Source organism: Campylobacter ureolyticus (genome assembly GCF_013372225.1).
In the GTDB taxonomy this organism is placed as follows: Bacteria; Campylobacterota; Campylobacteria; order Campylobacterales; family Campylobacteraceae; genus Campylobacter_B; species Campylobacter_B ureolyticus.
Window position 1 is genome coordinate 726,274 of sequence record NZ_CP053832.1, and the last position, 20,331, is coordinate 746,604.

25 protein-coding genes are annotated in these 20,331 nt (G+C 27.9%); 15 read left to right on the top strand and 10 right to left on the bottom strand.

Going from position 1 to position 20,331, the window contains the following annotated elements; all coding sequences use genetic code 11:
* Positions 1-4 precede the first annotated feature (4 nt).
* The 4 genes from nikB to CURT_RS03680 are packed head-to-tail and all read left to right on the top strand — an operon-like array spanning position 5 to position 3,284.
* The gene (gene nikB, locus CURT_RS03665) at positions 5-949 is read left to right on the top strand and encodes a nickel ABC transporter permease subunit NikB (RefSeq protein WP_018713837.1); all 945 of its coding nucleotides are present in this window, start codon (positions 5-7) and stop codon (positions 947-949) included.
* On the top strand, positions 946-1,767 hold the full coding sequence (nikC, locus tag CURT_RS03670; RefSeq protein WP_018713836.1) for a nickel ABC transporter permease subunit NikC: 822 nt from the start codon (positions 946-948) through the stop codon (positions 1,765-1,767). Before nikB ends, nikC begins: the two co-directional genes overlap by 4 nt.
* The gene (locus CURT_RS03675; RefSeq protein ID WP_018713835.1) at positions 1,754-2,506 is read left to right on the top strand and encodes an ATP-binding cassette domain-containing protein; all 753 of its coding nucleotides are present in this window, start codon (positions 1,754-1,756) and stop codon (positions 2,504-2,506) included. Before nikC ends, CURT_RS03675 begins: the two co-directional genes overlap by 14 nt.
* The gene (locus CURT_RS03680) at positions 2,496-3,284 is read left to right on the top strand and encodes an ATP-binding cassette domain-containing protein (RefSeq protein WP_018713834.1); all 789 of its coding nucleotides are present in this window, start codon (positions 2,496-2,498) and stop codon (positions 3,282-3,284) included. The genes CURT_RS03675 and CURT_RS03680 overlap by 11 nt, the downstream gene beginning before the upstream one ends.
* Positions 3,285-3,731: 447 nt before the next feature.
* Here CURT_RS03680 and kdsB read toward each other — a convergent pair whose 3' ends face one another.
* Genes kdsB through CURT_RS03720 form a run of 8 tightly spaced genes read right to left on the bottom strand, consistent with a single transcriptional unit; the run spans position 3,732 to position 10,179 of the window.
* Complete coding sequence (kdsB, locus tag CURT_RS03685) at positions 3,732-4,454, bottom strand: 3-deoxy-manno-octulosonate cytidylyltransferase (RefSeq protein WP_018713833.1); 723 nt, start codon at positions 4,452-4,454, stop codon at positions 3,732-3,734.
* On the bottom strand, positions 4,451-5,884 hold the full coding sequence (thrC, locus tag CURT_RS03690) for a threonine synthase (protein ID WP_018713832.1): 1,434 nt from the start codon (positions 5,882-5,884) through the stop codon (positions 4,451-4,453). The genes kdsB and thrC overlap by 4 nt, the downstream gene beginning before the upstream one ends.
* 2 nt (positions 5,885-5,886) lie before the next feature.
* A complete protein-coding gene (gene cutA / locus CURT_RS03695; protein ID WP_018713831.1) occupies positions 5,887-6,186 on the bottom strand; it encodes a divalent-cation tolerance protein CutA in 300 nt (99 codons plus the stop codon).
* A complete protein-coding gene (gene argB / locus CURT_RS03700; protein ID WP_373567021.1) occupies positions 6,183-7,022 on the bottom strand; it encodes an acetylglutamate kinase in 840 nt (279 codons plus the stop codon). The genes cutA and argB overlap by 4 nt, the downstream gene beginning before the upstream one ends.
* 17 nt (positions 7,023-7,039) lie before the next feature.
* Positions 7,040-7,345, bottom strand: a complete 306-nt coding sequence (locus CURT_RS03705; protein WP_018713829.1) for a monooxygenase — start codon at positions 7,343-7,345, stop codon at positions 7,040-7,042.
* 39 nt (positions 7,346-7,384) lie between these two features.
* Positions 7,385-8,299 carry a tetraacyldisaccharide 4'-kinase gene (locus CURT_RS03710; RefSeq protein WP_018713828.1) on the bottom strand — a complete coding sequence of 305 codons (915 nt, stop codon included), beginning with the start codon at positions 8,297-8,299 and terminating at the stop codon, positions 7,385-7,387.
* The gene (locus CURT_RS03715) at positions 8,292-9,422 is read right to left on the bottom strand and encodes a DegT/DnrJ/EryC1/StrS family aminotransferase (protein WP_018713827.1); all 1,131 of its coding nucleotides are present in this window, start codon (positions 9,420-9,422) and stop codon (positions 8,292-8,294) included. The genes CURT_RS03710 and CURT_RS03715 overlap by 8 nt, the downstream gene beginning before the upstream one ends.
* Positions 9,403-10,179 (bottom strand): NAD+ synthase, encoded by a 777-nt coding sequence (locus CURT_RS03720; RefSeq protein ID WP_018713826.1) that lies wholly within the window; start codon positions 10,177-10,179, stop codon positions 9,403-9,405. Before CURT_RS03720 ends, CURT_RS03715 begins: the two co-directional genes overlap by 20 nt.
* 131 nt (positions 10,180-10,310) lie before the next feature.
* Here CURT_RS03720 and CURT_RS03725 point away from each other — a divergent pair, with 131 nt between their 5' ends.
* From CURT_RS03725 to CURT_RS03760, 9 genes are all read left to right on the top strand, one after another.
* Positions 10,311-11,009, top strand: coding sequence for a metallophosphoesterase (locus CURT_RS03725; RefSeq protein WP_018713825.1), 699 nt, complete (start codon positions 10,311-10,313; stop codon positions 11,007-11,009).
* Between the two features lie 96 nt (positions 11,010-11,105).
* Positions 11,106-12,308, top strand: coding sequence for a methionine adenosyltransferase (gene metK / locus CURT_RS03730; RefSeq protein WP_018713824.1), 1,203 nt, complete (start codon positions 11,106-11,108; stop codon positions 12,306-12,308).
* Between the two features lie 148 nt (positions 12,309-12,456).
* Positions 12,457-13,623: an ABC transporter substrate-binding protein gene (locus tag CURT_RS03735; protein WP_018713823.1), complete on the top strand. Its 1,167-nt coding sequence runs from the start codon at positions 12,457-12,459 to the stop codon at positions 13,621-13,623.
* Entirely contained in the window at positions 13,613-14,620 is a 1,008-nt protein-coding gene (locus CURT_RS03740) for a FecCD family ABC transporter permease (RefSeq protein ID WP_018713822.1), read from the top strand. Before CURT_RS03735 ends, CURT_RS03740 begins: the two co-directional genes overlap by 11 nt.
* A complete protein-coding gene (locus tag CURT_RS03745) occupies positions 14,617-15,369 on the top strand; it encodes an ABC transporter ATP-binding protein (RefSeq protein ID WP_018713821.1) in 753 nt (250 codons plus the stop codon). Before CURT_RS03740 ends, CURT_RS03745 begins: the two co-directional genes overlap by 4 nt.
* Before the next feature lie 137 nt (positions 15,370-15,506).
* Complete coding sequence (locus CURT_RS09390) at positions 15,507-16,322, top strand: hypothetical protein (protein WP_018713820.1); 816 nt, start codon at positions 15,507-15,509, stop codon at positions 16,320-16,322.
* Between the two features lie 156 nt (positions 16,323-16,478).
* Positions 16,479-16,646 carry a hypothetical protein gene (locus CURT_RS03755; RefSeq protein WP_018713819.1) on the top strand — a complete coding sequence of 56 codons (168 nt, stop codon included), beginning with the start codon at positions 16,479-16,481 and terminating at the stop codon, positions 16,644-16,646.
* Positions 16,643-17,068, top strand: a complete 426-nt coding sequence (locus tag CURT_RS09395) for a hypothetical protein (protein ID WP_018713818.1) — start codon at positions 16,643-16,645, stop codon at positions 17,066-17,068. The genes CURT_RS03755 and CURT_RS09395 overlap by 4 nt, the downstream gene beginning before the upstream one ends.
* A gap of 19 nt (positions 17,069-17,087) precedes the next feature.
* Entirely contained in the window at positions 17,088-17,231 is a 144-nt protein-coding gene (locus CURT_RS03760; protein WP_154646924.1) for a hypothetical protein, read from the top strand.
* A 109-nt stretch (positions 17,232-17,340) separates the two neighbouring features.
* On the opposite strand, the gene dsbI is transcribed toward CURT_RS03760, so the two are convergent.
* Complete coding sequence (gene dsbI / locus CURT_RS03765; RefSeq protein ID WP_018713817.1) at positions 17,341-18,864, bottom strand: disulfide bond formation protein DsbI; 1,524 nt, start codon at positions 18,862-18,864, stop codon at positions 17,341-17,343.
* A 9-nt stretch (positions 18,865-18,873) separates the two neighbouring features.
* Complete coding sequence (locus tag CURT_RS09600; RefSeq protein ID WP_018713816.1) at positions 18,874-19,041, bottom strand: hypothetical protein; 168 nt, start codon at positions 19,039-19,041, stop codon at positions 18,874-18,876.
* Positions 19,042-19,333: 292 nt separating this feature from the next.
* Between CURT_RS09600 and CURT_RS03770 the strand changes: the two genes are divergently transcribed.
* Together CURT_RS03770 and CURT_RS03775 are read left to right on the top strand one after the other, a co-directional pair.
* A complete protein-coding gene (locus CURT_RS03770; protein WP_018713815.1) occupies positions 19,334-19,594 on the top strand; it encodes a hypothetical protein in 261 nt (86 codons plus the stop codon).
* Between the two features lie 352 nt (positions 19,595-19,946).
* Positions 19,947-20,330 carry a hypothetical protein gene (locus CURT_RS03775; RefSeq protein WP_018713814.1) on the top strand — a complete coding sequence of 128 codons (384 nt, stop codon included), beginning with the start codon at positions 19,947-19,949 and terminating at the stop codon, positions 20,328-20,330.
* The last annotated feature ends 1 nt before the right edge of the window (position 20,331 follow it).

Genomic DNA, 20,331 nt, shown 5'->3' on the forward strand with positions numbered 1-20,331 from the left:
AATTTTGTTTAAATTTATATTAAAAAGAGTTTTTCTCATAGTTCCACTTCTTTTTGGTGTTTCTATATTTGTTTTTTTTATTTTAAGACTTAATGGAACAGATGCCGTTTTAAGTTATTTAACAGTTTCAGGTATAGTTCCAACTGATGAAGCAATAAATGAGGCTAGAGTTCATCTTGGGCTTGATAAGCCGATTTTAATGCAATATATTTTATGGCTTAAAGATGCTTTGATGCTTGATTTTGGAACTTCGTATTTAACTAATAGAGATGTAATGGGCGATATGATTTATTATTTGCCTGCTACTTTAAAACTTGCTGGTTTTGCACTTTTTATAACTTTGGTTGTTTCTATTCCTGTTGGGATAATTTGTTCCATATATAAAGATAGTTTTTTTGATTATATCATAAGGTTTTTTTGCTTTTTAGGGGTTTGTACTCCAAATTTTTGGCTTGGTCTTTTACTTGTTGTATTTTTTTCCATAAAGCTTGGTATTTTACCCCCTTTTGGAATTGGCGGCATAAGTCATTTGATAATGCCTGCATTTTCAATAGCTTTTATGTCAATGGCTATAAATATAAGATTTATAAGATCAAATATGCTTAATATAAAAAATGAAAGATTTGTATATTACGCAAAACTTCGTGGCGTTAAAATGAGAAAAATCCAAACAAATCATATATTTTTAAATGCTTTGATTCCAGTTGTTACAGCTATAGGAATGCACATTGGAGAGCTAGTAGGTGGAGCTTTGATAGTTGAAAATATTTTTGCTTATCCAGGAGTTGGAAGATATGCGGTAAGTGCTATTTCAAATAATGATTATCCTGTAGTTCAATGTTTTGTCTTAATGATGAGTTTTGTTTTTATAGTGATAAATTTAATAATAGATATAGTTTATGCTTTAATTGATCCTAGAATTCGTTTGGGATTAGAGAGTTCAAAATGAAAAAAATTGAAGTCATTGTCATATTTTTATCTTTGGTTATCGTTTGTTTAGCATTTTTTGGTGAGTTTTTTGCCACACATGATCCAAATTTAATTGATTTATCAAATAAATTTGCTCCAATTTCAAAAGAGCATTTTTTAGGAACAGACCATCTTGGAAGAGATGAGTTTTCTAGGCTAATGTATGGTGCAAGTTTGTCTTTAAAGTCAGTTTTTATAACGCTTTTATTGATTTTAATTATAGGTGTTGGCGTTGGGTCATTTTCAGGATTTATTGGCGGGCGAACCGATATGATAATCATGCGATTTTGCGATGTTTTTTTGAGTTTTCCCACTGTTGTTTTGGCTCTATTTTTAGTAGGAATTTTAGGAATTGGTTTAGTGAATGTAATAATTGCCATAGCTTTAACTCACTGGGCTTGGTATGCTAGGATAGTAAGATCAATCGTAATAAGTTTAAAAAATAAAGAGTATGTTTTAATAAGTAAAGTAAGTGGAGCAAGTCCATTTGTAAATTTTAAAAAAAATATGTTAAAGCCTATTTTTTCTCAAATCATAGTCTTAGCAACTCTTGATATCGGTCATATCATGCTTCACATTTCAGGACTTAGCTTTTTAGGGCTTGGTGTAAAAGCTCCAACACCTGAATGGGGGATAATGATAAGTGATGCAAAAGAATTTATTTTTACAAACTCACAACTTATTCTATATCCAGGACTTGCTATATTTTTTGTTGTTTGTGTTTTTAATATTTTAGGAGATATTTTAAGAGATAGATTTGATTTAAATACGGAGTTTAAAAGCCATGAGTGTCATTGAAATACAAAATTTAAACATAACTTATAAAGAAAAAACTCTTTTAAACAATATTAATTTATCTATAAAAAGTGGAAAGATAACTGCATTGATTGGCAAGAGCGGAAGTGGTAAAACATTAACTGCAACTGCATTAAACGGCTTTTTGGCTTCAAATTTATCTCTAAATTTTGATCTATTTTTAGATTATAAAAAAATCTCATCTCTGTCAAAAGGTTTTTTTGCAAATATTATGCAAAATCCAGCTTCTGCATTTGATCCACTCCACACTATGGGCCATACAGCAAAAGAAAGTTTAAGCGCCTTAAATTTAAAATTTGATAAAAATGAAGTTTTAGAAGCTTTTAAAGATGTTGGGCTTGAAAAAAGAGTTTATGATCTTTATCCTTTTGAAATGAGTGGAGGAATGTTGCAAAGAGCAATGATAGCTATAGCATTGCTTCAAAAATCTCCTTTTTTAATAGCAGATGAACCAACAACTGATCTTGATTTGATAGTTCAAGGTAAAATTTTAGATATATTAAAAGAAATTTGTACTAATAAAAATGTTGGAATTTTACTTATAACACATGATTTTGGTGTAGTTGCCAAGATTGCGGATGATGTTTTTGTAATAGATGATGGCAAAATTATAGAAAAAGGTGGGATTAGGGAAATTTTTAATTTTCCAAATCATGAAATCACAAAAGCTCTTATAAATGCACATTTAAGCCTATATGGAATGAATAAAGATGAAAAATAAAATAGAAGTTTTAAAAGTAGAAAATTTAAATTTTGAATATGAAAATTACTCGCTCTTTAAGAAAAAGACGAGCAGAAGTGTTTTAAGCTGTATAAATTTATCTTTAAAAAATGGTGAAATTTTAGGACTTTTAGGGCAGAGCGGAAGTGGAAAAAGCACTTTAGCTAAGATAATTATAGGAATTTTAAAAGCAAAAGAGGGAAATATTTTTTTAAATGAAAATAAAATATCACTAAATTCTTTATCAAAAAGAAGAGAATTTTATAAAAAAGTTCAAATAGTTTTTCAAGATAGTGTAAGTTCTACAAATAAAAGTTTAAAAATTTATTCCATTATAGAAGAGCCACTTTTATATCTTAGTTCTTTAGATAAAAATGAAAGAGAAAAAAGAATTTATGAGGTTATTGATTTTGTTGGATTAAATAAAAATATTTTGGACAAAAAAGCTGCTTTTATAAGTGGTGGTGAACTTCAAAGAGTTTGTATCGCAAGAAGTTTGGCTATAAAACCTGAAATTTTAATATTTGATGAGGCAACTTCTTCTGTTGATTTAATAAAGCAAATTCAAATTTTGAATCTAATTAAAAATTTAAAATCCAAATTTAGTATGATTTTTATAACACATGATATAAGACTTGTTAATTTACTTTGTGATAGGGTTGTTCTTCTAGATGATGGAAAAATCATAGAAGAGGTTTTGGTTGGTGGTGGGCTTAAATTTAAAAGTCAGATTGGTAAAAATTTATTAAATGAGGTTTTACCAGCAATGCCAAAATAGCGTTTTAAAATCACACTAAATTTGACTATATTTTGCTAATTCGTAAAATGTGTTTCTTAGAATTTGATACAAAACTTGTCAAAATTTATGATTTAAATATAAAAGATGAGATATATAATGTAAAAAATAAACCATGAAGTAAATAAATATCAAAATAGTTATACTTATACAAATTTTAAAAGAAATAATGAGTTTATTTTTTATGTTAATAGTGTTTTAGAATAGTTGTTATGTGTACTTTAATAAAAAAATTATTATAAACAGAAACTACTTTGCTTGTTTTTTAAAAAAGTAGTGGATATAAAATTTTACAATTTAGGTAAAATTTATAGTTTTAGTATGGATAGAAATTTAATTGATAAACAAATCTATGAAATCATAACTTGACTTGCATCTTAACTAAATTTATAAAAAATAAACCATAATTTTATGGTTTATTAAAAATTATTATAGCTTATTTTTAAATTTTTTAAGTGCCAGCTCCAAATCTTCTTTTGTATCAATTCCAATGCTTTTGGTATCAAGCTCACACATTGCGATTTTTTTACCATTTGATAAGGCGCGAAGTTGCTCAAGTTTTTCTGTGTTTTCTAAAATGCTTTCATCAAAATCACAAAACTCATTTAGGCTTTTTACACTATAAGCATAAATTCCAATATGTCCTTTATAATCATCAAAACTTTCTCTTGGATATGGAATTTTTGCCCTTGAAAAATAGATTGCGTTATTTAGATTATCGCAAACAACTTTTACCAAATTTGGATTGTCCGCATCACTTTGACTTATTTTTTTATACGCGCTTGCCATGAAATAACCTTTTTTTGTTATGGCAATATTTGCAAATTCTTTAAATTTAGCTAAATTTTTAGTTTCAAAAAATGGTTCATCGCCTTGTAGGTTGATAATAATCTCATCATCTTTTAGGGCCATTTTTGAAACAGCTTCATTAATTCTATCTGTTCCGCTATTGTGTGATGTGGAGGTTAAGACTGTTTTAAAACCATATTTTAAAGATATATTTAGGATATCTTCATTATCAACTGCTATTAAAACATCATCAACTTTTTTAGCATTTTGTGCAGTTTTTATAAACATTGGAACACCACCAATATCAGCTAAAATCTTATCTTTAAAACGAGTTGATTTAAGTCTTGCAGGGATTACTATCATTTTTTTATCCACTCTATTATTGTATTTTTAATCTCTTCTTTTTCGACTATTTTTTTATGCTTTTCTTCATTGCTAAAAAGAGATAAAATTTCATTTGGAACTTTATCATTAAACTCTTTTGCTAAATTTAGCATATCATTTTTTTCATCTTTTATTTCACCGTTTTTAATAGCTTTTATCATTGATGGTGTAAATTTCACCCAATGAGCAGTTGATGTTATAACGGTTGGTTTTTTAACTGGTGTAAATTTAAAACAAGTTGCAGTGTGTGGATCTATTAATTTTCCTTTTTTGCTAATTTCTTTTATGAAATTTATACACTCCTTATCAGTACAAAATTTCGCCTCAAAACCATTTATTTTAGGTATTTTATAGCTTTTATTATCTTTTAAATTTTGCATTAATTCTTTTGTTTTAATATCTCCAAATTTATCAAATAAAAGTCTTTCAACATTTGATGAGACTAAAATATCCATTGCAGGACTTATTGTTTTAATTAAGCTTTTATTTTTTATATCATAAATTCCATCATTAAAAAGATTTGTCAAAACATTGTTTTCATTGGAAGCTATTTTTATAACATCAATTTTTGCCCCCATTTTTTTAGCATAATACGCTCCTAAGGCGTTTCCAAAATTCCCACTTGGAACTATAATGTCAAATGTTTCGTTACCTTTTAAAATACCGTTTTTAAGGAAATTTACATAAGCATAAAAATGATAAATAATTTGAAATAAAATACGGCCAAAATTTACAGAATTTGCAGCACTTAAAAATAAATTTTCTTTTTTTAATGTGTTTTTAAAATCCTCATCGCCAAGTAAAGTTTTAAGAGCTTTTTGTGCATCATCAAAATTTCCTTTTATTCCAATGACTTTTAAATTTCTATCATTTGAAGTTACCATTTGTAGTCTTTGAACTTCGCTTGTTCCCTCATATGGATAAAGGCAAACCACCTTTACATTTTTTGAGTTTTCAAAAGCTTTTAATGTGGCTGGTCCAGTGTCACCACTTGTTGCACAAATTATTAAATAATTTTTATCATCTTTTTTTGCAAGTTCATCTATAATTACGCCAAAAGGTTGTAAAGCCATATCTTTAAATGCTCTTGTAGGTCCATGATATAACTCGTTGATATATAGATTTTCGCTAATTTTTTCTATTTTTAATGGAATGTTTTTATCATCAAATTTATCATACGAACTTAAAGCAAGTTTAAAAATTTCTTCATCTATATCAAAATCAAAACTATTAATTATCTCAAGTGCAAGCTCTTTGTAGTTTAAATGAATTGCTTTTTTAAAAAATTCATCATCAAATTTAGGAAAATTTTTGGGAACAAAAAGTCCACCAAAATTTGCACTTGGGTTTAAAAGCGCATAACTTAAAGCAACACTTTGGGTTTTATCTCTTGTGGATGTTAAATTCATTTTTATCCTTTTATGCTATTTTTAATCCATTTTTTATATTTTTTATATACTTTATTAAATTTTAAAGATATTATCTCAGGTGTATCGTAAGAATGGTGTTTTAAAAGAATTTTTTTTACTTTTTTATAGTTATTTGTTTTTATGATAAGTTGAAATTCTTTTTCTTTATGAAGTTTTTCTTTCCAAAAATAAAGGCTTTTTATCTTATAAAAATTAACGCAAGCCGCTGCTTTTTTATCAAGAAGTTTTTTTGATATGAAAATGGCTTCTTTTTTAGATGAAACTGTTGTTAAAACTATCATTTTACCAAAGTTCCTATGCCAGTATCTGTAAAAATTTCAAGTAAAATTGAGTGAGAAATTCTACCATCTATGATGTGAGCTCCATTTACACCATTTTTTACACACTCCAAACAAGCATCTATTTTTGGTATCATGCCTCCACTTATCGTGCCATCATTTTTAAGATTTTGAATTTCATCGCTATTTAAAGTGCTTATTAATTCACCATTTTTATCTAAAACGCCTTTTGTATCTGTTAGAAAAATAACCTTATCAGCTTTTATACATTTTGCGATGCTACTTGCACAAAGATCAGCATTTACATTATAACTTTGTGAATTTTCACCAACTGAAATTGGCGCGATAACAGGTATATATCCACCATCTAAAATATAATCAAGCATATTTTTATTTACACTATTTATTTCCCCAACAAAGCCATAAGCTCCATTTTTAAGTGGTTTTGAGCTAAGTAAGTGCGAATCTTTTCCACTAAGCCCAATTGCTTTTGCACCATTTTCATTTAAAAGTGCAGTTATTTCTTTATTTATTAGACCACTTAGTACCATTTCAACAACATCGATAGATTCTTTTGTTGTAACTCTAAGACCGTCTTTAAACTCGCTTTTTATTCCAAGTCTATCGAGATAATGATTTATTCTTTTTCCACCGCCATGAACCACTATAACCCTTATGCCAACCATACTCATTAGCACTATATCTTTTGCAAAATCATTTTTAAGCTCCTCGTCTATTTGAGCTGAGCCTCCGTATTTTACAACAAAGATTTTATCTTTAAATTTTCTTATGTATGGTAAAGCTGAGAGGATTATCTCAGCTGTTCTTGACTTCGCCATTTTTAATTTTTTTTGCATTATTTTGTTTTAAAATTTGTAATTTTACTTAGTTCATCGTTTGTATTTAAAATTTCGTAAGTGAAATTTGATGCTACACCAAAATCAGAAAGTCTTTTTTTATGCATTGTGATATAGTTTTTAGCATTTTCTTCATTATCAAATGCATATATTCCGCCAGCTTTTTTATCGTCTTTGTTTTCTGTCCAAATTTTCCATAAAAAGCCTTTTTCTTGATTTATAGAATTTGCTAAATCCTTACACTCTTTATACATCTCATCGCCAAAACCGCCTTTATAGTCAAATAATACTTGCAAAATTACCATTTTTTCCCCTTTAAAAATTTATCTTATTTTAGCATATTCTTACTTTATGTAATTTGAAATAGCTTTTATAAGAGTTTGACTAAGTGAAATTTCAAGTTTTATAATTGAAATTGGCAAACCAAAATCCTTGATTTTAACATAATCTTTCATTGTAATTAGAAGTGAAGTTGCATTGTATTTTTCTATAATTTGAGAAAGTTCATCTTTTGTAAAAGCATGATGATCTGGGAAAAATTCTTTCCCGACACATTTATTAAAATGCTCTTCTAAGCGGTTTGGATTTGCAATTGCAGTTACTAAAACCATATTCTTAGTTTCATTTTCTATAAGAGAGCACTTTTTGTTTTCACTATTTTCTACTATAAAGTCTCCAAATTTATAAAAAAACAGTGGATATCTATAAGCTCCACTTGGTAAAGTAAAGTTAAAATATGGTCTAATCGGTGGTTTTAGTAAAATATTAAATTTCTTAATATTAAATTTAGAAAACCCATCATCTAAAATAATTAAATTTGCTCCTAAACTTTTAGCTTTTTGTATTGCATTTATCCTATTTTCGCTAACTATTACATTTGCGTTATTTAGTGCATATTCCATAGCTTCATCGCCACTTTGTTTTACATCAACTAAAATTTTATTATCGATGCAAACTTCAACTAAGCCTTTAGAAGATCTTTTATATCCTCTTAAAATTATAAATATTTTATAGTTTTTACTAAAATATCTATAAAGTGCAAGCGTTAATGGGGTTTTTCCACTCCCTCCAACTATTAAATTTCCAACACTTATTATTTTTATATCAAGATCTTTTTCTTTGCTTAAAATTTTTTTAATAATTACTATAAAAGCGTAAATATAGCTTAGCGGAAGCAGTATTTTTGCAATGAATTTTTGCCAAAAATTTGGTGAGTAAAAGTATTTGTTTACCCAGTTGTGAAAATTTTTTTTATACATGTTTACTTGCTACAAATTTTACTTTTTCGCAGACATAATGTGCCTCTTCATCACTTAAATCAGCATAAATTGGTAAAGATAAAATTTGTTGATAAGTTTTTAGAGCTATTGGAAAGTCATTTACTTTATGTCCGTATTTTTGTTTATAGTATGAAAGTAAATAAAGCGGGATATAATGAAGTGAGACATTTACTCCGGCTTCTTTTAGTTTTCTTGCAAAATCATCTCTATTTCTATCTATTTTTATGATGTATTGAGTATAAATGTGATCTTTTTTTGCTACTGGAGTAGTTATATGAGGGCAGTTTTTAAGTTCATCATTATAAATTTGAGCTATTTCTTTTCGCCTTTTAATGAAATTTGGTATTTTCTTAAACCAAGATGAGGCAAAAGCTGCACAAACTCCATTTAAATCATACTTTTCACCAATATCAACAACATCATAAATATAATCCAAACTTCCATCCTTTTGAGTATTTGTAACTATTGCATGATTTCTTATAAGTTTTGCTTTTGAAGCAATTTTTTCATCATTTGTTGTGAAAAATCCAGCTGTTGCAACTGCTTTTTTAAATTGTGGATTTAGCTGAAAAGTTGAGATAAATGAGTCATTTATAGAGCCTATTTTTGTATTATTATACATAGCTCCTACGCCATTACTTGCATCATCTATGACTTTTAAATCAAATTTCTTAGCAAGTTCATAAATGCTGTTTAAATCAGCACTTTGACCTGCGATATGAGATACAAAAATAGCTTTTAATTTTTTATGATTGTGTTTTTGCAAAAGAGCTTCTAAACTCTCAATATTTATATTAAAATCAGACTCATTAATATCTGTAAAAATCGGCTCTGCATCAAAATGTCTTATAACTTCAGCTGTTCCTGGGAATGAATTTACAGAGCAAATTATTTTATCTGCTCTTTTTATATCCATAGCTCTTAAAGCAAGGTGTTGAGCAGTTGTGCCGTTGTTTGTAGAAATAGCGTATTTGGAGTTAAAAAAATTTGTAACTTCATTTTCAAAAACTAGTGCCGCATCAAGTGTTGGATCATCTAAAATTTGATTTATACTACTTTTTTCATCGTCTGTAATTTGTGGTCTAAAAAATGGTATTTGCACTACTTTTCCTTATATTTGCAATTTTTGGCATACGCCTTTTAAAGCTATTTTGTTCTATTTTAGAAGTTATAAATTTAACTAAATTCTCATCAAAAATCTCACAAAGTTCTTTAAAGCTTAATCCATCATCATAAATTTTTTTAAGTACCTTATCCAAGGTTTCATAATCATACCCAAGATCTTGTTCATCACTTTGACCTTCAAAAAGATCAGCTGATGGTTTTTTAGAAATGATTTTTTCATCTATTTTTAAAAATTTGGCAAATTCAAAAATTTCAGTTTTAAAAATTTCTCCAATAGGGTTAAATGCACACGCCAAATCACCAAAAATAGTTCCATATCCAAGCATTAACTCACTTAAATTTGAAGTTCCTACAACAACAGCATCAAGTTCTTCGCTAAGATCATATAAAACCATCATTCTAATTCTAGCAGATAAATTTCCAATTCTATGAGTAGAGATTTTTTTATTTAAAAAGATTTTTTCATAGGTTTTTATTAGATTGTCAATCGAGCAAATTTCATAATTTATATCAAATTTTTTGCAGTGATTTATCGCATCATCTAAATTTGCTTGATTTGATGAGTTTGTGGGCATTATTTTTGCATAAGTTGGAGCTACTTTTTTACAAAGCACAGAAACAACAGCTGAATCAAGCCCGCCACTAACTCCTAAAATAAAATTTTTCCTACCTGTGGTTTTTAGGTTTTTGTCTAAAAAAATCAATAAATCTTTTTCTAATTTTTTAAAATCCATAGTTTTTCCAAAATAAATAATGTTGTATTTTATCATAGTTTTGTTAAAATATGACTTTAAAGCATAACGACAATTGCATTTAAAATTTTTAATAAAACATAAAAAATAATAAAAATTATAAAGGAAAAAATGTGATAAAAATAGAAAATTTCGATGAGGATATATTTGATAAAATTTATGTTTTTGGAGATCTTCATGGAAATTATGATCTATTTATTAAAATGCTTGAAAAGATAAAATTTACAAAAGATGATTTAATTGTGATTTTAGGCGATAGTTGTGATAGAGGCAATAAAACTGCTGATTTATACTATAAATATAAAGAGCTTATGGAAAATAGATATACAATAAAACATATCCTTGGAAATCATGAAATTATGATGTATAAAGGTGGTTTTTGTAATGATATAGCAGTAAAAAGAATTTGGAGATTAAGCGGTGGTAAAAATACAGAGTTATCTTTTAGAAAATATCCTAAATTTAAAAGTGTTTGGCATGGATTGAATGGCGAAGAAAGTTTAAAATGGCTAAAAGAGTGGCTTGAGAAAATGCCTCATATTTTAATCTCACAAAGTTATATTTTTGTTCATGCTGGATATGATGGGCGAGTTGTTGAACAAAATGAGGATTTTGTGCTTTGGAGTAGGGAAAATTTTTGGGATTATAATACTACCGGTAAGGAAATCTATCATGGACATACGCCAAGTGTAATAAATCAAATTCACAAACGACCTAATAATGTTTATAGTATGGATGTTAGAGCTAACTTTTGTAAAAATTTAAAAATACTTGAAATTAAAAGCAAGACCGAGTTTGAGGTTGAAATTTAAGTTTTAAAATAAAACAAAACTAGATAAATTTACCAAATTTACCATAATTTAAAAAATAAAAGCTAGAATTTGAAATTATTTCTTTTAAGGAGATTTATGTATTTATTTACATCAGAAGTTGTAAGTCCTGGTCATCCTGATAAATGCGCTGATATTATAGCTGATAGCATTGTAGATGAGGTTTTAGGAAAAGATAAAGATGCAAGACTTGCAAGTGAGGTTTTCGTTGCAGGAAACCATATAGTAATAGGCGGTGAAGTTAAATCAAAAGTAAAATTTAGTCAAAGTGATTATGAAAATATTGTAAAAAATGCACTTTTAAACATAGGTTATAGTGCAAATCCACACTTTACAAAAGAGCAGTGTCTTCACCTAGATGATATTGAAGTTCATGTATTTTTAAACGAACAAAGTCCTGATATAAGTACTGGAGTTGATCAAAGCTCAGGCGAAATAGGAGCTGGAGACCAAGGTATAATGTTTGGTTTTGCAAGCAATGAAACAAAAGAATTTATGCCAGCGGCTATCACTTACGCAAGACTTTTATGCGATAAAGTTTATGAATATGCAAAAGCTCACCCTCATGAGCTTGGAGTTGATATAAAAACTCAAGTAACGCTTGATTACGGTTCAAAAGATAATTTTGAAAACTGCAAACCTTTAAAGATACATACTATTGTGGTTTCAGCTCCGTGTGTTGAGAGTATGAGTATTGAAAAAGTTAGAGAGCTAATAGGTGGCTTGATCGATGAAGCAGGGCTTCCAAAAGAGCTTTTTAATAAAGATGAAACTATAATTTATATAAATCCAACAGGTAGATATGTAAATCATTCAAGCCTTCATGATAGCGGACTAACTGGTAGAAAACTTATAGTTGATAGTTTTGGTGGATATTCGCCAATCGGTGGTGGAGCACAATCTAGTAAAGATTACACAAAGGTTGATAGAAGTGGACTTTATGCTGCAAGATGGATTGCAAAGCATATAGTTGCTGCAAATTTGGCAAAAAAATGTATCGTTCAACTGAGCTATGCTATTGGTGTGGCCAGACCAGTTTCAGTTAGTGTTGATTGTATGGGAACACATATAAAAGGCGTTGATGATGAAATTTTATCAAATTTTGTATTGGAAAATTTCCCTCTAACCCCAAAGTGGATAACTGATAAATTTGAACTTGATAGACCTAGTAAAGATACTTTTTTATACGCAAATGTTGCAGCTCATGGACAAGTTGGAAACCCAGACTATCCATGGGAAAAACTTGATAGCTTAGAGTTTTTTAAAAATATATTAAAATAAAACTTTATCTTTAAAATTCATAATTTAAATCCAGACTTTTTAGTTTGGATTTAAATTTTACGCTTTAATTAAGCTCTTTTATTATAAAATAACACTTCATTAAAAATTATGTTAAAATTTAAGAAAATATTTTAAAAAGGTGGCTTCTATGAATAAAATTTTTAGATTATTGTTTGTATTTTCATTTTTCTTGCTTAGTGTTTTATCAGGTAAAGAAATAATTGATATGAGAGGAAAAAAGGTTACTATAAAAGAACCTTTACAAAGCGTTGCAACTATTAGCGATGGTTTTGTAGAAGGTGTTATGACACACTTAGGCGTTATTGATAAAGTTAAAGTTATTGGGTCTTGGAGTTTAAAAAGAGACTATAAATATGACTTTACAACCACAAAAGGCGAAAAATATAGTTTAAGTGGCTTAAATACTATGAAATATTTGCATCCTTGGCTTGATGAGTTGCCTTGTGTAAACTCACCTCAAGGAAACATTATAAACTATGAGGAGTTAGCTAAGGCAAATCCTGATTTGATAATTTTAAGAGTTGGGGATTGTACTTTAAGAGGTGGAAATGAAGAAAATATCCAAAAAACTATAAAAACTATAGAAAATTTAGGGCTAAATTTAGCCGTGATTTTCTCACCATCGTATTATAAAAAAGCTGATTTATCAACCATGAAAGATGAGATTAAAGTTATTGGAGAAATTTTTGATGAGAGCGATAAGGCTTTAAAATTATATGATTATTTGAGCTTTACTCAAAATTTAATAAAAGAAAGAACCAAAGATATAAAAGATAAAAAAACAGTTCTTTATCTTGGACTTTCACCTGCAGCTAGAAAAAAAGGCGGTATGGGTTTGGTTCATGGTATAAATACACCTGAGTCATTTATTATAGAAAATATAATAAACGCAAAAAACGCCTTTGCTCATAATGGTGAAAATGTTATGTTAAATGCAGAGCAAATTTATGCACTTGATCCAGATGTGATTTTACTTCCTACTATGAATGGTTATCATCCAGCAAGTGAGCTTTTAGATTCACCTGATTTTACTGTTTTAAATGAGCTTAGAGCGGTAAAAGAAAAAAATGTCTATGCACTTCCTTGGTCTCCTATGAACTGTTCAAGAAGAGTTGAATATCCTTTGGATATGATAATAATGGCTAAGGCTATTTATCCAGATAAATTTAGTGATATTAAAGTTCATGAGTTTATTTTAAAATTTTATAAGGATGTTTATCATGTGGAAGATAGTGTCGCAAAAGCTTTAAGAAGTGAGCAAATCCTAGACTGGACAAAAGAGAGTGACTTTTAATAAAATAGCTTTTTTAGTTTTAGCTATATTTTTACTTTTTTTAGCCATAATTTATGCTTTGATGGCTGGAAATTATGATATTAACTTTACAACTATAAAAAATGTCTTTTTAAACGAGCTTTTTAATATTCAAACACAAGAGTTCAAAAAAATGGATAAGGTTATCATTTATGATATAAGATTTCCTAGAATTATAATGGCTATTTTGGTTGGTTTTAGCCTAGGCATTGCAGGAAGTATTTATCAAGGATGTTTTAAAAACCCCTTAGTTGAACCATTTATTTTAGGAGCTTCTTCAGGAGCTGCTTTTGGAGCATCTTTGGCTATAATATTTGCTTTAAAATTTATAAGTTTTTGGGCATTTATTTTCTCAATTTTTGCTGTATTTGTGTCATATTTTTTGGCAAAAGATAAAGAAAATATTTCCATAGTTTCACTTATTTTAAGTGGAGTTATAGTTGGATCTATTTTTTCTGCTTTGGTTAGTATTTTAAAATACATTAGCGATGATGCAGGTCTTAGAGAGATTACATTTTGGATAATGGGTGGGCTTTATTACTCAAATTTAAAAGATGGCTTGATTTTTGCAGCAGTGATTTTTATAGTTTTTATGATAGTTTTAAAGTTTAGCTATAGATTAAATTTACTAGCACTTGGGGATGATGAGGCAAAATCTTTAGGAATTGACCTAAATAAAAATAAACTGTTTTTTATACTTTTAGCTACTTTGGTGTCTTCTTTATCTGTTGCAAATGTTGGGATAATCGCATGGATTGGACTTATGATGCCACATGCTACAAGGCTTATTGTAGGAGCAGATAATAGATGGGTTTTGCCACTTAGTGGGCTTTTAGGAGCGATTTATCTTTTATTTTGTGATACGATTGCTAGAACGCTTACTCACACAGAAATTCCAGTTGGCATAATAACTTCTATTTTAGGTGCACCATTTTTAATCTACCTTTTAAAAACTAAAAAATCAAGGCTTTTAAAATGAGTTTAGAAATTAAAAATTTAAGCTTTTCATATCATAAAAAAGAGGTTTTAAATAATATTAATTTAAACTTTACAAAAAACGGACTTTACTCACTTTTAGGTAAAAACGGAAGTGGAAAAAGCACGCTTTTTAAATGTATTATGAACTTTTTAAAAGTAAAAAATGGTGAAATTTTCATAAACAGCAAACTTTCGCTAAATAAACATCCAAGCTGGATGGCTAAAAATATCTCTTATGTTCCTCAGCAAAGTAGCGATACTTTTGGGTTTAGTGTTTTAGAAATAGTTTTGATGGGTAAGGCGCTAGAGTTAAAAGGTGGATTTATACATAAAAAAGATGATATAAAAAAAGTGCATTCTATACTTGAAAAATTAAATATTCTTAAATTTAAAGATGCAAGAGTTATGGATTTAAGTGGTGGTGAAAGGCAGCTTGTCTATATCGCAAGAGCTATTTTACAAAATGCATCTATAATGCTTTTGGATGAGCCAACTTCTGCACTTGATTTTAAAAACCAGATACTTTTTTGGCAAATAGTAAAAGAAATTTCAAAAGAAAAAATAGTTATAGTTTGCACTCACGAACCAAATCATGCTTATTGGTTTAGCGATGTTATGCTTGGCTTAAAAGATACAAAACTTAAATTTATGATAGATTCAAATTTGATAAACGATGAGCTAATAAGCGAACTTTATGATAAAAAATGTCAAATTTATAAAGATGAGAAATTTATAAAACCTTTGATTTAAGACTGTAAAATGAAATAAATTTTTAAAGTATAAATTTAAAAATTAAAATGTTTTAATCTAAATAATGTTTTAAATCCAAATTTGATACAATATCCCAAAAATTAAGATTTAGGTTTTACTTGCAAAAAAGGTCAAATTTGAGTGATGATAAAAGAGAAAAACTTAGAGAGTATTTAAGAAATAATAGACCTAGAAATAATATAAATTTAGGCAATAACTCTAATAATAAAGAAAAGAAAAATTTGGAAAATGAATTAAATTTGGATAATTCTCAAATTTCAAATAATAAAACAAATTTAGATAAACGAAATTACGATAAAGATCCGCTTATTATAAAAAATTATAACTCAGCAAATTTATTATCATATATTCTTATATCGCTTATTATATATTCTATTTTTATAAAATTTTTATATAACTTTGGATTGATAGACTTATCTTATTATGGTAGGACATATTTAACATATCATGAAAATTTGACTTTTATTGTGTATATTTTTTTGGAATTTCTTGCTGCAATCTATTTTTATCACATAAAAGAAAAAGATATTATTATAAATAATTCATATATTACATATTTTGGAAATAATAATTCCAAAGGATTAGATATTGAAATTTTAAATGAAAAAAATTTTATAAACGAGAAGTATAATTTAAAGATAAATTTTATATTTTTTATTTTTTTAGTTATAGCATTTATTGGTGGAATAAATTTTAGTAATTTTATTTTTGCATTTGGCATATTTTTTGTAAGATATATGCCGATTATACTTTTTTCTTTTCATAAAAATAAAAATTTTACATTTTTTAATCCTGGATATCTATGTATTAAAACCAAATACTACAAAAAAATAATACCATTGGTTTTCAAAGACAATACAAGCAAAGTAAAGAAATATTTTTTAGAAAAATTAGATATAGATATTACAAATAAAATTAATCGTTTTATCTAATATTAATAAAAAAAGAGCAAACCATGAGTAGAGAAAGCATTATAAAAAACAGCTTGAAATTTAATTATAAAAACAACAAATTTTTTGAAAACATTTAAACTAAGATATAAAATATTAAAATAAAATAGTTTTTATAAAAACAGCAAAGGCTAAGATTTGAGTGATGACAAAAGAGAAAAACTTAGAGAGTATCTTAGAAATAATAAACCTAAAAGTAAAATAAATTTAGGCAATAACTCTAATAATAAAGAAAATTCTAATAAGAATTTAGAAAATGATTTAAACTCAGATAATTTAAATTTAAATAGTAACTCTCAAATTTGAATAATTCTCAAATTTCAAATAATAAAATAAATTCAAATAAACGCGATTATGATAAAGAACCAATTGTTATAGAAAACAATGTTATCTTGGTAAATTTTATAGCACTCATTATTGGAATATTTTTTATAATAGCTATATTTTTATTTTTTAAATTGCATGAAACTACCAACTCGTCATTTGGTTCATTTTCTGGTTTGGTAGCTATTTTAGTAGCATTTTTAAATAGACAAAGTAGTAAAATTATTTATATTCACGGCGCAAAAAGTGGAAGTAAAAAAGGGATTTTTAAAGACGCAAATGATGTTACGATAGTATGCGTTTCATACACAAATGTATCAAATTTAAGTAGCGACGAATTCTGCAAAAATTTGGAAATAATGTCTTTACGACCGAGTATAAAAGTGCGATTTTACAAACGATAATTAAAAAATTAAGGCGCTAATGCTACTATGTGAAAAATACATACCAAATTATATGAATGCCTTTGAAATAGCTGTAAATTTGGGTCTAAAACTCACAAATATCTATAAATTGAGATTATTTCACTCAGTAGCAAGGCGAAAAATTTTAGAGCCTCGCAAATAAAGCAATAAATTTAGTTGCGTTTTTATTAAATTTAATCCACAAATTGGCTAAATTTACAAACGCAACAGGTTAATAATATGAAAGACTTTCGCCTTTTACAAATTTGTTTTTAAAGCTGTTCGCCGCTTACATTAAACAAAATATTCTTTCCTTCTTGATATGAAAGTATCTGAATTTCGCTATCTTTTACAAAAATACTTCTTGCATTTTTTATCTCACTTGGATAAGAGACCGCTTTTTCGATACTTTGTGTTTGTGGATTTATGACCGCGATGACATTGTGGTTTTTACTAAGTGCATAAATTTTATTGTTATAATATGTCATAGAAGTGATATAAAGATCACCCAAACTTGCGCCGTCTTTTAAATTTGCACTTGGCGTAAATTCAGCGCTTAAAGTCATATCGCTCATCAAAATTTTTGAAATGACAAATTTCTTTTTATCTTTGTTGTTTGGAACACTCGCCAAATAGAGATATTTTCCGTCATTTGTCATGCTTGCGATGTGATGAAATTTAGCTCTTACGGTGTCGATTCTGCCACGACCCAAGCCCTTGCCTTGACCCTCAAATTTATCATTCCCTTCGATAAAATCAGCGTATTGAAGCGCCTCGTTAGCGTTTTCATTTTTAGCAAATTTTAAAAATGTTTTGTTTGAGCCCATTAAAACAAAGCGCCTTTCATCCATTTTATTAATCGAAATAATCGGATCAATCGTTGCTGAAAAAAGCGGATCGAGCTCAAAATGGCTATTTACCTTGAAATTTTCATCCATAAAATACACGTCCCATTTCGAACTTGCCACAAATTCGCCGTCAATAAAATCAAGCGTGTTTATCGGTTTATCAAATTCGATGACTTGCTGCGATTTTATGCTTAAACTCTCATCAGCTGCAATTGGTGAGTTTTGTGGATCGTTGTCAAAATTTATGCCAAGTTTTGTAGCCGGTGCAAAGGCGTAATCAGGGGCTTTAACGTCTCTTTTTCCCAAAAATGATATGGTTTTAAAGTGATTTTTGTATCCGCTATCGTCCCAAATGATGTATTTTTTATCAAGCGTAAATCTCACCGGATCGCCTTGTCCATAATATGGCGCAATTCCAGTGCTTACAAAGGCTTGAAATACATTTGAGGCTATCACAAACGCAGATATTACAAACACCACAAACACAGGTTTGCTTAAATTTCTGTAAGTTTTGCCCTCCATTTCTTTGTCAAACGAACTAAATTTTGGTGCAAAAAATAGCATAATTCCAAGCAGTAAAATGACCGCCCAAAATACAACTTCTGCCCAAAAATATGTATGTATTCCAAATACAGCCAAGCCAAAACCTTGATCCAAGTCCCTGTGAGCGTGATTTCCGTAGTGCGCTAAGCTTTGCCACAAACCAAATGCTGTAACGATTAAAAGCATCGCTAAATATTTGGCTTTCATTCCATATCTTACGATAAAAAGCGCTATTACTCCTATAAATATCATCGCTTCTCTTTGTCCCCAGCAAAGCGTGCAAGGGCTGTCTTTTAGCACGTATCCAAAGTAGAAATTCGCAATTCCGACCGGCAAAAGGATTATTAAAAACCCAGCCAAACACATAAGAGCGTAAAATAGTTTTGTTTTTTTTATTTCGTCCATTTCAAACTCCTATAAATTCATCATCGTAAGCAAGCCAGCTGACTTGTGTCCTACATAAAAATACATCATAAAAAGCCACGAAAATACCACTATGCCAAAGGCAAGATTTTCGAATTTTGGCTTATACATAATGAGTATAACCGCCACCAATACGAGTAAAAGTTGCAAAAATTCCACTGCAATCTCCTTTAAAAATTTTTAGTTATACTATAACAATATCGCTAAATTTTTACTAAAATATGAAAATAAAATTCAAAGAAGTATAAACCTATTGAGCCGAAATTTAAAGAAAATGAGATTAAAGTTACTTATACATTTTAATTTTTATCGGCAATTTGCTTGAAATACTGCGACTATCTTGCGAATTTAAAATAACGGCTTGTGCGTTTTTATCGCTTAGTTTTGATAAGATATATTTTGCTTCGTCAAGGTCGATAAATCGTTTGTGTTTGCCCTTTTCGTCTAAAATTTGGCTGATAAAACTGATATGATTTATACTATTTTATTTTTGCCTAGTTTAATTTTTCAAACATTAAAAAACAAAAGTATAAAAAATCTAAAATTTTACGGAAATATCCTAGTTTGGAGTTTTAAATATGGAAATAAAGATGAATATATTAATATGCTTCCAAATTATGCTCAAAGAATAGAAATAAGAGAGTATTTTTTAGAAAAAATAGGAATAGATATTGATAAAACATTAAAAATAAGAAATATTTTTAAAATTTAAAAGGAGATTTAAAAAGAATATTTTAAAACAAGATAAAGATAATTCTAGAAGTTATTTTTTGAAAGTTATGGCATTGACATGTAAAAAAAATTAATTATTTAATCATAAAAATAACAAATTTTTTAAAAACATTTAAACTAAGATAAAATTTGAATAATATTTAAGATTTAAAATATTAAAATAAAATAGTTTTTATTAAAACAACAAAAGGCTAAAATTTTAGTGCTGACAAAAGAGAAAAACTTAGAGAGTATTTAATAAATAATAAAATTAATCAAAGTCTTGATTTAAAATTTTATATATAAATTTGCTAAATTTTAAAAAATAAATTAAAAAAATGGTGATGGATATTATGAAAAAAAGTGATTTTAATAAATTTTATAGAAAAGATAAAAAAAGTAACTCAAATTTGCCTTTCAATAAAATTTTAATAAATTCACCACTTTATGGAAAAAAACTGCCAGAAAATATAAACCGAATAAAAGGATATATCGCTGTTTTGCTTATATTGATATTTTCTATTTTTTTACTTTTTGATAGCAAAATGGAAGAAAAAAATCCTGAAATTTGGTTAAAAAAGCGTTGCGATATGGGTTATGGTAACTCTTGTGCTAAACTTGGTATTTATTATATAGAAAACGAAAATATTAAACTCGGCAGAGAGTATATAAAAAAAGCTTGCGAGGTAAAACATAAATGGAGGACTTGTAAGCATACAAACAAACAATGGGATTAGG

Excerpts from the sequence above, each read along its gene's own strand:
- metK (WP_018713824.1), top strand. The coding sequence starts at position 11,106 with ATGTATTTATTTACATCAGAAGTTGTAAGTCCTGGTCATCCTGATAAA.
- CURT_RS03720 (WP_018713826.1), bottom strand. The coding sequence starts at position 10,179 with ATGGATTTTAAAAAATTAGAAAAAGATTTATTGATTTTTTTAGACAAA.
- CURT_RS03680 (WP_018713834.1), top strand. The coding sequence starts at position 2,496 with ATGAAAAATAAAATAGAAGTTTTAAAAGTAGAAAATTTAAATTTTGAA.
- dsbI (WP_018713817.1), bottom strand. The coding sequence starts at position 18,864 with ATGGACGAAATAAAAAAAACAAAACTATTTTACGCTCTTATGTGTTTG.
- CURT_RS03705 (WP_018713829.1), bottom strand. The coding sequence starts at position 7,345 with ATGGTAATTTTGCAAGTATTATTTGACTATAAAGGCGGTTTTGGCGAT.
- CURT_RS03710 (WP_018713828.1), bottom strand. The coding sequence starts at position 8,299 with ATGTATAAAAAAAATTTTCACAACTGGGTAAACAAATACTTTTACTCA.
- cutA (WP_018713831.1), bottom strand. The coding sequence starts at position 6,186 with ATGATAGTTTTAACAACAGTTTCATCTAAAAAAGAAGCCATTTTCATA.
- CURT_RS03775 (WP_018713814.1), top strand. The coding sequence starts at position 19,947 with ATGAAAAAAAGTGATTTTAATAAATTTTATAGAAAAGATAAAAAAAGT.
- CURT_RS03735 (WP_018713823.1), top strand. The coding sequence starts at position 12,457 with ATGAATAAAATTTTTAGATTATTGTTTGTATTTTCATTTTTCTTGCTT.
- CURT_RS03675 (WP_018713835.1), top strand. The coding sequence starts at position 1,754 with ATGAGTGTCATTGAAATACAAAATTTAAACATAACTTATAAAGAAAAA.
- argB (WP_373567021.1), bottom strand. The coding sequence starts at position 7,022 with ATGGCGAAGTCAAGAACAGCTGAGATAATCCTCTCAGCTTTACCATAC.
- CURT_RS03760 (WP_154646924.1), top strand. The coding sequence starts at position 17,088 with ATGCTACTATGTGAAAAATACATACCAAATTATATGAATGCCTTTGAA.
- kdsB (WP_018713833.1), bottom strand. The coding sequence starts at position 4,454 with ATGATAGTAATCCCTGCAAGACTTAAATCAACTCGTTTTAAAGATAAG.
- CURT_RS03745 (WP_018713821.1), top strand. The coding sequence starts at position 14,617 with ATGAGTTTAGAAATTAAAAATTTAAGCTTTTCATATCATAAAAAAGAG.
- thrC (WP_018713832.1), bottom strand. The coding sequence starts at position 5,884 with ATGAATTTAACATCCACAAGAGATAAAACCCAAAGTGTTGCTTTAAGT.
- nikC (WP_018713836.1), top strand. The coding sequence starts at position 946 with ATGAAAAAAATTGAAGTCATTGTCATATTTTTATCTTTGGTTATCGTT.